The 12,389-nt window shown below is 74.5% G+C and carries 11 protein-coding genes; 4 read left to right on the top strand and 7 right to left on the bottom strand.

The window, feature by feature from the left end; translation table 11 throughout:
- The first annotated feature begins 152 nt into the window (after positions 1 to 152).
- Genes ACUXPL_RS07490 through ACUXPL_RS07475 form a run of 4 tightly spaced genes read left to right on the top strand, consistent with a single transcriptional unit; the run spans position 153 to position 4,505 of the window.
- Positions 153 to 842, top strand: a complete 690-nt coding sequence (locus ACUXPL_RS07490) for a GntR family transcriptional regulator (protein ID WP_020628108.1) — start codon at positions 153 to 155, stop codon at positions 840 to 842.
- Positions 839 to 2,365 carry an MmgE/PrpD family protein gene (locus tag ACUXPL_RS07485; RefSeq protein ID WP_454182972.1) on the top strand — a complete coding sequence of 509 codons (1,527 nt, stop codon included), beginning with the start codon at positions 839 to 841 and terminating at the stop codon, positions 2,363 to 2,365. Before ACUXPL_RS07490 ends, ACUXPL_RS07485 begins: the two co-directional genes overlap by 4 nt.
- On the top strand, positions 2,365 to 3,303 hold the full coding sequence (prpB, locus tag ACUXPL_RS07480) for a methylisocitrate lyase (RefSeq protein ID WP_454182970.1): 939 nt from the start codon (positions 2,365 to 2,367) through the stop codon (positions 3,301 to 3,303). The genes ACUXPL_RS07485 and prpB overlap by 1 nt, the downstream gene beginning before the upstream one ends.
- Positions 3,304 to 3,359: 56 nt before the next feature.
- Complete coding sequence (locus ACUXPL_RS07475; RefSeq protein ID WP_454182968.1) at positions 3,360 to 4,505, top strand: bifunctional 2-methylcitrate synthase/citrate synthase; 1,146 nt, start codon at positions 3,360 to 3,362, stop codon at positions 4,503 to 4,505.
- 80 nt (positions 4,506 to 4,585) lie between these two features.
- On the opposite strand, the gene xerD is transcribed toward ACUXPL_RS07475, so the two are convergent.
- From xerD to ACUXPL_RS07440, 7 genes are all read right to left on the bottom strand, one after another.
- A complete protein-coding gene (gene xerD, locus ACUXPL_RS07470; protein ID WP_454182966.1) occupies positions 4,586 to 5,581 on the bottom strand; it encodes a site-specific tyrosine recombinase XerD in 996 nt (331 codons plus the stop codon).
- Positions 5,578 to 6,285, bottom strand: coding sequence for an NUDIX domain-containing protein (locus tag ACUXPL_RS07465; RefSeq protein WP_454182964.1), 708 nt, complete (start codon positions 6,283 to 6,285; stop codon positions 5,578 to 5,580). The genes xerD and ACUXPL_RS07465 overlap by 4 nt, the downstream gene beginning before the upstream one ends.
- 41 nt (positions 6,286 to 6,326) lie before the next feature.
- Positions 6,327 to 8,069, bottom strand: a complete 1,743-nt coding sequence (recN, locus tag ACUXPL_RS07460) for a DNA repair protein RecN (RefSeq protein ID WP_454182962.1) — start codon at positions 8,067 to 8,069, stop codon at positions 6,327 to 6,329.
- Entirely contained in the window at positions 8,066 to 9,154 is a 1,089-nt protein-coding gene (locus ACUXPL_RS07455) for an NAD kinase (protein ID WP_454182960.1), read from the bottom strand. The genes recN and ACUXPL_RS07455 overlap by 4 nt, the downstream gene beginning before the upstream one ends.
- A 113-nt stretch (positions 9,155 to 9,267) precedes the next feature.
- On the bottom strand, positions 9,268 to 10,110 hold the full coding sequence (locus ACUXPL_RS07450) for a TlyA family RNA methyltransferase (protein ID WP_454182959.1): 843 nt from the start codon (positions 10,108 to 10,110) through the stop codon (positions 9,268 to 9,270).
- Positions 10,103 to 10,933 carry an HAD-IIA family hydrolase gene (locus tag ACUXPL_RS07445; protein ID WP_180535777.1) on the bottom strand — a complete coding sequence of 277 codons (831 nt, stop codon included), beginning with the start codon at positions 10,931 to 10,933 and terminating at the stop codon, positions 10,103 to 10,105. Before ACUXPL_RS07445 ends, ACUXPL_RS07450 begins: the two co-directional genes overlap by 8 nt.
- A complete protein-coding gene (locus ACUXPL_RS07440) occupies positions 10,930 to 11,832 on the bottom strand; it encodes a hypothetical protein (RefSeq protein ID WP_454182957.1) in 903 nt (300 codons plus the stop codon). The genes ACUXPL_RS07445 and ACUXPL_RS07440 overlap by 4 nt, the downstream gene beginning before the upstream one ends.
- Between the last annotated feature and the right edge of the window lie 557 nt (positions 11,833 to 12,389).

Below are 12,389 nucleotides of genomic sequence, written 5' to 3'. Positions count from 1 at the left end.
GAGTGAGGCGCGGCGGCGCATGGGCGTCCCGCGCCGAGGACGCACCACCAGGCGCGCACGCCGCACGGCACTCCCCGCGGACGGCGTCGCCCGGCGCGCGCACCGGACACACCCCCTGCCCTCAGCGGGACTGTTGTGTATACACTGGCGGCATGCGAGCGAGTGAGCGGGCGTACCAGGCCCTGAGGGCGGAGATCCTCGACTGGTCCCTCCCTCCGGGCGCGGGCCTGGGCGAGGTGGAGCAGGCCGAGCGCCTGGGCATCTCGCGCACCCCTCTGCGCGAGGCGCTCTCCCGCCTGGTGGCCGACGGCCTGGCCGAGCAGGCGCCGGGCCGGGGCATCGTCGTCGCCGACCTGTCCCTCGAGCAGGCGGACCAGCTGTTCGACCTGCGCATCGCCCTCGAGTCCCTCCTGGCGCGCCGGGCCGCGCAGCGGGCCACCCCGGAGGCGGCCGAGCGGTTCACGGTCCTCGCGGGCCGTTTCCAGGAGGCCGAGGCGGCCCTGCGCGGCGGGACCGACCCGGCGGACTACTACGCGATGACGGCCGAGCTGGACAGCCGGCTGGACGAGGCCGCCGCGAACCCCTACCTCGTCTCCACCCTGCGCACCCTGCGCCTGCACCTGGCCCGCCTGCGCCGACTGGCCGCGGACGACCCGGCCCGCCTCGCGGCCTCCGCCGCGGAGCACGCGGACATCGCCGACGCCGTCGGCTCGGGCGCCGCGGACCTCGCGGAGGCGACCACGCGGGTCCACCTGCACCACGCCTTCCACCATCTGACCCGGCGCGGCCGCGCCGAGGAGACCCCGACCCTGCTGACCCCCACCGAAGGAGACCGTCCATGAAGAACCATCACGTGCGCGTCCACCGCTCCGAGGAGAACCTCGAGCGCAAGGACCAGCTGGCCTGGAAGCTGGCCGAGGTGGCCGTCGACGACGTCGAGGTGCTGCCCGAGGTCGAGGAGATGATCATCAACCGGATCATCGACAACGCCTCCGTCGCCGTCGCCTCGCTCCGGCGCGGCCCGATCGTCGCCGCCCGCGCCCAGGCCCTGTCCCACCCGGTCTCCACCGGCGGCGCGGGCGCCTCCGTGTTCGGTGTGGAGCAGAAGGTCTCCCCCGAGTGGGCCGCGTGGGCCAACGGCGTGGCCGTCCGCGAGCTGGACTACCACGACACGTTCCTGGCCGCCGAGTACTCCCACCCGGGCGACAACATCCCGCCGATCCTCGCCGTCGCCCAGCACGCCGGCCGCTCCGGCAAGGACCTGATCCGCGGCATCGCCACCGGCTACGAGATCCAGGTGGACCTCGTGAAGTCCATCAACCTGTACGGCCACAAGATCGACCACGTGGCCCACATCGGGCCCTCCGCCTCCGCCGGCATCGGCACCCTGCTCGGCCTGGACACCGAGACCATCTTCCAGGCCATCGGCCAGGGCCTGCACACCACCACCGCCACCCGCCAGTCCCGCAAGGGCGAGATCTCCACGTGGAAGGCCCACGCCCCGGCGTTCGCGGGCAAGATGGCCGTCGAGGCCGTGGACCGCGCCATGCGCGGCCAGACCTCGCCCGTCCCGATCTACGAGGGCGAGGACGGCGTGATCGCCTGGCTGCTGGACGGCCCGGACGCCTCCTACGAGGTGCCGCTGCCCGAGCAGGGCGAGCCCAAGCGCGGCATCCTGGGCACCTACACCAAGGAGCACTCGGCCGAGTACCAGGCCCAGGCGTGGATCGACCTGGCCCGCAAGCTCCACAGGGAGCACCCGGAGGCCACCGACCCGGCGAACGTCGCGTCGGTGCTGATCAAGACCTCGCACCACACCCACTACGTGATCGGCTCGGGCGCCAACGACCCGCAGAAGTACGATCCGACGGCCTCGCGCGAGACCCTCGACCACTCGATCCCCTACATCTTCACCGTGGCCCTGCAGGACGGCTCCTGGCACCACGTGGACTCCTACGCCCCCGAGCGCGCCCAGCGCGAGGACACCGTCGCCCTCTGGCACAAGGTGACCACCGTGGAGGACCCGGAGTGGACCCGCCGCTACCACTCGCTGGACCTCGCGGAGAAGGCGTTCGGCGGCGCGGTGGAGATCACCCTCAAGGACGGCACCGTCATCACCGACGAGATCGCCGTGGCCGACGCCCACCCGCTCGGCGCCCGACCGTTCGCCCGCGAGCAGTACATCCAGAAGTTCCGCACCCTGGCCGAGGGCATCGTCTCGAAGGAGGAGCAGGACCGCTTCCTGGCCGCCGCCGAGCGCGTGGCCGAGCTGCAGCCCGGCGAGCTGGACCAGCTGAACATCCTGGCGGACCCGGCGTTCCTGTCCGAGGCCGACCTCGCCGCCGCCCCGAAGGGCCTGTTCTGATGCTGTACTCGACGAAGACGGCCGAACAGAAGCGGATCGACCTGCGGCAGACCCTGAAACAGGGCGGCGCCCAGCAGTTCCCGGGCGCGTTCACCCCGCTGACCGCCAAGCTGATCCAGGAGAAGGGCTTCCCCGGGGTGTACATCTCCGGCGGCGTGCTCGCGAACGAGCTGGGCCTGCCCGACGTCGGGCTGACCACGCTCACCGAGGTGGCCGTGCGCGGCGGGCAGATCGCCCGCCTCACGGACCTGCCGTGCCTCATCGACGCGGACACGGGCTTCGGCGAGCCGATGAACGTGGCCCGCACGGTGCAGGAGTTCGAGAACGCCGGCCTGGCCGGCTGCCACGTCGAGGACCAGTTCAACCCCAAGCGGTGCGGCCACCTCGACGGCAAGAACATGGTGGACCTCGACACCGCGGTCAAGCGCATCGCCGCCGCCGTCGACGCCCGCCGGGACCCGAACTTCCTCATCATGGCGCGCACCGACCTGCGTGCCGTGGAGGGCCTGGACGCCGCGATCGCCCGCATGAAGGCGCTCGTGGAGGCCGGTGCGGACGCGATCTTCCCGGAGGCCCTGAAGGACATCGGCGAGTTCGAGACCGTGTGTCGCGAGCTGGAGCCCCTCGGGGTCCCGGTCCTGGCGAACATGACCGAGTTCGGCAAGTCCGAGCTGTTCACCCGCCGGCAGCTGGCCGACGCGGGCATCGCGATGGTGATCTACCCGGTCACCCTGCTGCGCTCCGCGATGGGGGCCGCCGAGCGCGTGCTCGACGCCATCAAGGAGGAGGGCACCCAGCAGTCGCAGGTGGAGCAGATGCTCACCCGCGCCCGCCTCTACGAGCTGGTGGACTACGAGGGCTACAACGCCTTCGACACGGGCATCTTCAACTTCGACGTGCCCACGCTCGACATCGGCGCCAACCACGCCGACCTCTGACCCGTCACCGGGCCCGCCCGTGCGCGGGCGGGCCCCACTCCCCGAGGAGGGACACCATGACCGAGACCGAGATCAAGAAGGGCCTGGCCGGCGTCGTCGTGGACACCACGGCGATCTCCAAGGTCAACCCGGAGACGAACTCCCTGCTGTATCGCGGCTACCCCGTGCAGGACCTGGCCGCGCAGCTGCCGTTCGAGGCCGTCGCGCTGCTGCTCTGGACGGGCGAGCTGCCCACGGACGAGGAGCTGGCCGCGTTCGAGCGCTTCGAGCGCGCCCACCGTGCCCTCGACCCGAAGGTGAAGCAGGCCATCGACCTGCTGCCCACCGACTGCCACCCCATGGACGTCGGCCGCACCGCCGTGTCCGTGCTCGGCGCGAACCACCCGAAGGCGGAGGACTCCTCCCCCGAGGCCGAGCTGGAGAAGGCCCAGGCGCTGTTCGCGGCGTTCCCGGCCGTCGTCGCCTACGACCAGCGCCGCCGCCGCGGCCAGGACGTGGTGGAGCCGCGCGAGGACCTGGACTACTCGCAGAACTTCCTCTGGATGACGTTCGGCGAGGAGGCCGCCCCGGAGGTCGTGGACGCGTTCCGCGTCTCGATGGTGCTGTACGCCGAGCACTCGTTCAACGCCTCGACCTTCACCGCGCGCGTGATTACCTCGACGCTCTCCGACCTGCACTCGGCCGTGACCGGGGCGATCGGCGCGCTCAAGGGCCCGCTGCACGGCGGCGCCAACGAGGCCGTGATGCACACCTTCGACGAGATCGGCATCCGGAAGGAGGAGTCCCGTGAGGACGCCGCCGCCCGAGCGAAGGCGTGGATGGAGGACGCCCTGGCCCAGAAGAAGAAGGTCATGGGCTTCGGCCACCGCGTCTACAAGAACGGCGACTCCCGTGTGCCCACCATGAAGGCCGCGCTGGACCGGATGATCGAGCACTACGGCCGCGAGGAGATGCTCGGCCTGTACGACGGTCTGGAGCAGGCCATGGACGAGGCCAAGCAGATCAAGCCGAACCTCGACTATCCCGCCGGCCCGACGTATCACCTCATGGGCTTCGACACCGAGCTGTTCACGCCGATCTTCATCGCCTCGCGCATCACCGGCTGGACCGCCCACATCATGGAGCAGCGCGCCGCGAACGCGCTGATTCGCCCGCTCTCGGCCTACGACGGCCCGGAGCAGCGGGAGCTGCCGCAGCGCTGAGAGCGCCGGCCTCCCGGTGCGGGGGCGGTGTCGGGTGGAACGCGATCCACCCGGCACCGCCCCCGTGGCGTCGGGCGGGGTCAGCGCGCCCGGGGGTGCGCCTGCGCATAGACCTCGCGCAGCGACTCCACGGTCACCAGCGTGTAGACCTGCGTGGTGGTGACCGAGGCGTGGCCCAGCAGCTCCTGCACCACACGCACGTCGGCCCCGCCCTGCAGCAGGTGCGTGGCGAAGCAGTGCCGCAGGGTGTGGGGCGAGACCTCGGCGTCGATCCCCGCCCGCTCGGCCGCCGCCTTCAGCACGGCCCACGCGGACTGCCGGGACAGCCGCCCCCCGCGCGTGTTCACGAACAGCGCGGGAGTGGACCGCCGCGCCTCGGCCACCATCGCCGGCCGCCCCCGGACGAGCCAGGCGTCCAGGGCGGCGCAGGCGTAGGAGCCGATCGGCACCACGCGCTCCTTCGAGCCCTTGCCGAACAGCCGCACCACGGGCTGCGGGCCGTCCCCGGCGCCCGTGCCGTCGGCGGCCCCGACGTCGTCCGCCTCGCTGAGCCCGACGACGTCGTCCACGTCCAATCCCACGGCCTCGGACACGCGCGCCCCGGTGCCGTACAGGAACTCGAGCAGGGCCCGGTCCCGGAGGCCGGCCGGCGTGTCCGTGGGCACGGCGTCGAGCAGCGCGGACACCTGCTCCACCGGCAGCGCGGTGGGCAGGCGTGTGCCGGGCTTCGGGGGGTGCACGTCGCGGGCGGGGTCGGTCTCCGTGAGGCCCTCGAGGGCCCAGAACCGGTGCAGTCCGCGCACCGCGGCGAGCACGCGCGCGGCCGAGCGGACGGCGAGCGGGCGACCGCCGTCGTCGCCCGTGGCGAGGGCCTGCAGGAAACCGGCCACGTGGCCGGGGTCGACGTCCCCGGGGGCGCGCACCCCGGCCGCCTCGAGCCAGCGACGGTAGCGGGCCAGGTCGCGCCGATAGGCGGCCAGGGTGTTCTCGGCCAGGCCCCGCTCGACGGCGAGGTGGTCCAGGTGCCGACGGAAGGGTGCCGCGAGCGCCGAGCTCAGCGGCGCGTCCGGGCTCACGCGGACCAGTCCGCCCCCGGGGCCTGCCGGTCGGGGACGAACGGCGCGTCCACGGGACGCAGGCGTCGCCAGCCCTGGGCGCGGTGGGCGCCCAGGGCCAGCACGGCGACGACGGTGGAGGGGTTGTGCACCCGGCCGTCCAGGACGGCGTCGGTCACCTCGTCGAGGCCGACCCACACGAGCGGCATGGCCGCCTCCTCGTCCTGCCGGGTGTGCCGCTCGCCGTCGGGGATCTCTTCGATCTGACGGGCCAGGAACACGCGGATCGCCTCGCTGGAGCCGCCCGGGGTCGTGTAGTAGTCGACGAGGGTGTGCCACTCGCGGGCGCGCAGGTCGGCCTCCTCGGCCAGCTCACGGACGGCGACCTGGTGGAGGTCCTCCCCGTCCACGTCCCGCAGGCCCGCCGGGATCTCCCACAGCTCCATGCCCACGGGGTGGCGGTACTGGCGGACGAGGGCCACCTGCTCGCGGGGTCCGGTGGTGGTGAGCTTGGTGCGGACCGCGAGGATCGCCACGGCGCCCGGATGCACCATCAGCTCCCGGGTCAGCGGTTCCCGGGACTTGTCCGCCGGGTCCAGGCGGAACGACTCCCGGGCGATGTCCCACACTCGGCCCTCGTACACGGTCTTCGACTTCTTCACCGGGCGGGGGACGTGCAGGTCGCGCAGGGGCGAGCGTCCCGCGGACGCGGAAATCTCAGGCATGGGGCGATCCTTTCATGTCGGGGCGGTGTCCGCGGACCGGCTCAGCCGCGTTCGCGGGCGGAGGACTCGAGCAGCTCCCGGGCGTGCTCGCGGGCCGCCGCGGAGTCCCCGTGCCCGGCGAGCATGCGGGCGAGCTCCTCGACCCGCTCGTCGGCCGTCAGCGTCACGACGTCGGAGGTGGTCACACCCGCGGCCGGGTCCGAGTTCTTCTCCACCCGCACGTGCCGGTCCGCGTAGGCGGCGACCTGCGGCAGGTGCGTCACGGCGATGACCTGCACGTGGCGGGCGAGCCGCGCCAGGCGGGCCCCGATCCGCACGGCGGCCTCACCTCCCACGCCGGCGTCGACCTCGTCGAACACGAAGGTGGGCACCGGGTCCGTGGCGGCCAGGACCACCTCGAGGGCGAGCATCACGCGGGAGAGCTCGCCGCCGGAGGCGCCGCGGCCCAAGGGCCGGGGCTCGACGCCCGCGTGGGGGCGCAGGGCGAGCGTGACGTCCTCAGCGCCGTACGGGCCGAGACCGTCCCCGGCGACCGGCGTCAGCCCCACGTGGAACGAGGCGTCCGGCATGAACAGGGCGTGCAGCTCCTCGGTCACCGCGGTCTCGAGCCGCTCGGCGGCCGCGGTGCGCAGGGCGGTGAGGGTCGCGGCCCGCTCGCGCAGCGTGGCGTCCAGCCGGTCGACCTCCGCCTCGAGCTCCTCGAGGCGGCCGGAGTCGCCCTGCAGCTCGTCCAGGCGCGGACGCTGGGTCCGGGCCCAGTCGATCACGTCGGCGAGCTCCGGCCCGTAGAGCCGCTGCAGTCGCGTGAGCTCGGCCAGCCGCGACTGGGCCGCGTCGAGGTCGGAGGCCGCGTCGGCGTCCAGGTCAGCGGTGTAGCGGGCCAGGTCGCCGGCGATGTCCGTGAGCACGACGGCGGCCTCGGCCAGGCGCGCGGCCGCGGCGGCGAGGTCGGGGTCGTCGCCGGGGGCGGCGAGCACGGCCTGCCGCGCCCCCTCCACGAGGCTGACGGCGCCGGGGGTCTCGTCCATCGCGTCCACGTCGGGGCCGGCCAGTCGGGCGTGCGCCTCCCCCGAGGCCGCGCGCAGCTCCTCGACGTCCTCGAGTCGGCGGATGAGGGCCCGCAGCTCCTCGTCCTCCCCCTCCTGCGGGTCGGCGAGGTCGATCTCCTCGAGCGAGCGCTGGAGCGCCTCGGCCTCGCGGGCCCGCTCCTGGCGGTGGGCGGTGAGCTCCTCGCGCTCCCGACGCGCGGCGGCCCAGGCGGCGTGGTCCGCGCGGTAGGCGCGCAGGGCCGCGGCGAGCTCGGCGCCGCCGAACGCATCGAGGGCGTGCCGCTGGGCGTCGGCGCCCTGGAGGCGGACCTGGTCGTTCTGCCCGTGCACGGCCACGAGCGTGGCCCCGATCTCGGAGAGCAGGCCCACGGGCACGGAACGGCCGCCGGCCGCGGCGCGGGAGCGTGTGCCCTCCCCCGACGCCGTGACGCTGCGGCTCAGGACCAGATCGCGGGTGCCGTCGTCGCCCTCGTCCACGACCGCGCCGGCCTCCTCAGCCAGGCGGAGCGCCGCGTGGTCCGCGGCCACGCGCACGCCGGCGTCCACGACGGCGCGGGACGAGCCCCGACGGACCGCGCCCGCGTCGGCGCGAGCGCCGAGCAGCAGGCTCAGGGCGGTGACCACCATGGTCTTGCCTGCGCCGGTCTCGCCGGTGACGACGGTGAAGCCGGGGTCCAGGTCCACGGTGGCCTCGCCGATCACGCCGAGCCCCGAGATCTTCAGATGGTCGATCATGCGTCCTCCCCGGCATGGCGTGCCCCGCGGTCGCGGTGGCGCTGGATGTCCGCGGGCGAGAGCACCGACAGCGGCATGGTGGCCGGTTCGACGACGTCGGGACGCGGCCCCGCGTGCCGCGGTTCGACGGTCTCCACCGCGCGGAGCACGGCCGCCCGCTCCTGAGCGGTGACGGGGCCGCGCCAGCCGTCCGTGGGCAGCCGGAACTTGCGCACGAGCCGCTCCGCGAAGGGGGTCGGGTTGAGACGGGCCAGGCGCACCGGCTCGGCCGAACGGGACACCTCGATCCGGGCCTGCGGCGGCAGTTCGACGGTCCGCCGACCGTCGCACCACAGCACGCCGGTCTCGCGGGTCCGGGTGAGCACGTCCACGCCGATCGTGGAGCGCGGACCCACCACGAGGGGGCGGGTGAACAGGGCGTGGGCGCTGATGGGCACGCACAGGAGGGCCTCCACGGAGGGCCACACCACGGGGCCCCCGCCGGAGAAGGCGTAGGCCGTGGAGCCGGTGGGGGTGGCCAGGACGACGCCGTCGCAGCCGAAGGCCGTCAGCGGCGAGTTGTCCACGGAGACGACCACCTCGAGCATCCGCTCCCGGTGGGACTTCTCCACGGAGGCCTCGTTGAGGGCCCACGTGCGGGCCACCTCGCGGCCCTCCACGTGCACGACGACGTCCAGGGCCATGCGCTCGATCACCACGTAGGACTCCGAGGCGATCGCCTGGACGGTGCGGTGCAGGTCGGTGCGCTCGGACTCGGCGAGGAAGCCGACGTGGCCCAGGTTCACCGCCAGCAGCGGGACGTTGTGGCCGCGGACGAAGTCGGCCGCCCGCAGCACCGAGCCGTCGCCGCCGAGGACGAGGCCGAGGGTGATGTCCTCGAGCTCGCAGTCGACCCCGAGGGCCTCGGGCGCGAACTCCGGGGGGTCCCCCGCGGCCGCGCGGATGGCGGCCACGTCCTGTTCGAGCATGACGCTGACCAGGCCCTCCTCCGCGAACATGCGGGTGGCCTGCAGCGCCGCGCTGATGGCGTCCTCGCGGCCCGTGTGGGTCAGGACGAGGACGCGACGTCCGGGGGTGTAGGGCATGGTTCCTTCCGCGAGCCGGGGTGCCGGGCACTGCGGTCCAGGATAGCCACGAGACCGGACGCGCGAACCGGTGGCCCCGCGCCCGTGGACGGGCGGCGCCCCCCGGACGCGGGTCAGGACCAGTCGATGTGGGCGTCCCGGACCCACCCGGCGGCGCGCTCGCCTGCGTCGGGGGCGGGGCTCGTCCCACCGGCCGTGTCGTCGTCCGCGGCGGCGTCGGGACGGCGGAGCCGCAGGAAGAACTCGGCGTTCCCGTCCTGTCCGGCCAGGCCGGATCGGGCGAGGCCGCGCGGTGCGAGGCCGGCGCCCAGCGCGGCCGCAGCCACCCCCGCGACGGCGTCGCGGCGGGCGTCGGGGTCGGTCACGACGCCGGTGCGCGGCAGGGCCCGCCGCCCGACCTCGAACTGGGGCTTGACCATGAGCAGCAGCTCGGCGCCGGGTCGGCACACGCCCGCGAGCGGGGCGAGGACGAGGCGCAGCGAGATGAAGGACAGGTCGGAGACCACCAGGTCCACCGGCCCGTCGATGTCCTCGGCCGTGAGGTCGCGGACGTTGAGCCCCTCGCGCACGAGGACGCGGGGGTCGGTCCGGACGGGCGCGGCCAGCTGGTCGTGGCCCACGTCGACGGCGGCCACCCGTTCGGCGCCCCGCTCGAGGAGGACCTGGGTGAAGCCGCCGGTGGAGGCCCCGGCGTCGAGCGCCCGGCGGCCGGCCACGGCGACGTCCGGGAACGCCTCGAGCGCGCTGACGAGCTTGTGGGCCGCACGGGAGACGTACCGCGGGCCCGGGTCGCGCAGGCGCAGCGTGGCGTCGGCGGCCACGCGGTCGGAGGGCCGGCGCACCGGGCGGCCGTCGAGGAGGACCTGCCCCGCGCGGATGAGCGCCGCGCCCTCCGTGCGGGAGCGGGCCAGGCCCCGGGCGGCCAGGGCGACGTCGGCGCGTGCGGTCTCAGCCACGCCGCTGGTCCGCGGAGCCCTCGGCCCCGCCGGAGAGCAGAGCGGGCAGGTGCGCACGGACCCAGGTGGGCCGGTCCGGCCCGGGGGCGGCGGCCGCGGTCTCGCGCGTGTCGATGCCGGTCAGGACGAGGACCGTGTCGAACCCCGCCGCGTTGCCGCCGCGGATGTCCGTGTCCAGGCGGTCGCCGACCACGAGGGGACGGGCCAGGCCGAGGGCCGCGGCCGCCGTCCGGAACAGTCGTGGCTCGGGCTTGCCCGCCGCGACGGGCGCGGTGCCGGTGGCCCGGCCCACCGCCTCGACGAGGGCCCCGTTGCCGGGGGCGATCCCCTCCGCGCGCGGGATCGAGGCGTCCAGGTTGGTGGCGACCCAGGTGGCCCCGGCGCGCACGGCGTACGCCGCCTCCGCCAGATCGGCCCAGCCGAGACCGGGGTCGAAGCCCTGGATCACCGCGTCGGGACGCTGCGCCGCAGACGCGACCACGTCGTAGCCCCGCTCCTCGACCACGGCGCGCAGGTACGCCGAACCGACCACGAGCACCCGACCGGTGCGGCGGCCGAGCGTCTCCTCGAGCAGGTCGACGCCCGCCGGCGCGGAGCCGAAGACCTGCCCCGCCTGCGCGGGCACCCCGAGCGTGCGGAGGTGCTCGGCCACGGACTCCGGCGCGCGGGAGGCGTTGTTCGTCACGAACCCGACCGGCACGCCCCGTTCCTGCAGCGTCACCAGTGTCTCGACCGCCCCGGCGATCGCGCCGCCTCCGGCGTAGACCACGCCGTCCAGGTCGCAGAGCAGCCCGTCATGACCGTCGAAGAACGTGGTGCTCACCGCTCGTCTGCCTCCGGAGCCTCGAGGGCGTCGAACAGCGACAGCTGGTTCGGGTCGACCTCGTCCGGGGCGTCGACGGCGGCCGGCGGCTCAGCGGCGGCCACCTGCCGGGGCGCCTCGGTCGGCTCCGTGGCGGACTCCGGCTCCTCGGCCGGGGATCCGTCCGCCGTCGGCTCCGCACCGACTTCGGCCGCATACCGCTCATGGCGCCGTTCGCGGGGGGACGGGCGGCGGTCCCGGGGGTCCTCGACCGGCTCGGTGTCCACGTCGATGATCTCCGGGTCCGCGAACCCGCCCACGCCGAGGGCCTTCTCCGCGACGCGCACGGCGCGCGCCCAGAGCCGAGCCTCGTCGCGGCGTCCCAGGGCGAGCAGCACGTCGGCCTGACGCTGGAACAGCCGGGGAGAGAAGGGGTAGCCGCGCCGCCGGTCCAGTTCCGGGATCTGCAGAGCCTCATGGGCGCCCTGGAGATCGCCGGCGTCCTCGCGGATGCCGGAGACGACCATGGCCAGCTCGGCCCGCGCCGCCCGGTCCAGACGCGAGGCATCCACCTCGGCGGCCAGCTGCAGGGCCTTCTCCGTGCGGCCCAGGGCACGCTCGCTGTCCACCTGCGCGGCGATGTGGGTGTCGTCGCCCGTCATCCGCCGATAGGTGCGGAACTCGCGCAGCGCGTCCGCGTACTCCCCCGCCGCGTAGGCGGTGAGCGCGACGGCCTCGCGCACGCGTGAGAGACGGCCACCCTTACGGGAGGCGGCGAGGGCGTGCTGGAACGCCAGCTCCGGGTCGACCTCCAGGTAGCGACCGGCCATCACGAGGTGCTTGGCGACCCAGCTGGCAGGACGCTCGTCAAGGCCGTTGATCTCCTTGAGCGTGCCGCGGTCGAGCTCCTGGCCCGTCACGTCCGGGTCGATGTCCGGAGAGCGCCCCTGGTCCGCACGATTCGCCGCCCGGAGGTCACCGGGATTGTGCGCGGGTCGTTCGGCGCGGTCCTCGCGACGAGAGCCCGTCGGCGCACCGCGGCGCTGGGGGCGTCCGCCCCCCTGGCCCGGGCCGCGCCGCCGACCCTCGTGAGGCCCGCCGGAGCGGCGCCGGTCGCCGGCACCGCTGCGAGGACGTGCGTCGCGGTCGCCACCTCGACGACGGCCATCGCCGCCACCACGGGGCCCGCGGCCCTCGGATCCGCGGTCCTCGCGGCGCTCTCGGGGGGTGTCCTCAGCCATGGTGTCCTTCCTGGGCGTCACGCCGCGACGGTCCGCGGGAACGCAGTCTCTGTTCCTCATGTGCCGGCCTCGCGGCCGGGTCTTCAGGGGACCAGGCTAGTGCCCGGAGCCCATGGCGGACCGTCCTTGCGGGAAAACAGTCCAGAAATGCGGAAGGGCCTCGCACCCAACGGTGCGAGGCCCTCCCTCAAAGAATGTCCGGCGGCGACCTACTCTCCCACAACCTCCCGGCTGCA

This window comes from Micrococcus sp. 140720015-1 (assembly GCF_053627595.1).
The sequence above is the reverse complement of the archived record's forward strand: the minus strand, read 5'-3'. Positions and strand labels throughout refer to the sequence as shown.

What these genes read in the sequence shown, in the direction of transcription:
- ACUXPL_RS07490 (WP_020628108.1), top strand. Translation starts at nt 153, where the DNA reads ATGCGAGCGAGTGAGCGGGCGTACCAGGCCCTGAGGGCGGAGATCCTC.
- ACUXPL_RS07485 (WP_454182972.1), top strand. Translation starts at nt 839, where the DNA reads ATGAAGAACCATCACGTGCGCGTCCACCGCTCCGAGGAGAACCTCGAG.
- prpB (WP_454182970.1), top strand. Translation starts at nt 2,365, where the DNA reads ATGCTGTACTCGACGAAGACGGCCGAACAGAAGCGGATCGACCTGCGG.
- ACUXPL_RS07475 (WP_454182968.1), top strand. Translation starts at nt 3,360, where the DNA reads ATGACCGAGACCGAGATCAAGAAGGGCCTGGCCGGCGTCGTCGTGGAC.
- ACUXPL_RS07465 (WP_454182964.1), bottom strand. Translation starts at nt 6,285, where the DNA reads ATGCCTGAGATTTCCGCGTCCGCGGGACGCTCGCCCCTGCGCGACCTG.
- recN (WP_454182962.1), bottom strand. Translation starts at nt 8,069, where the DNA reads ATGATCGACCATCTGAAGATCTCGGGGCTCGGCGTGATCGGCGAGGCC.
- ACUXPL_RS07455 (WP_454182960.1), bottom strand. Translation starts at nt 9,154, where the DNA reads ATGCCCTACACCCCCGGACGTCGCGTCCTCGTCCTGACCCACACGGGC.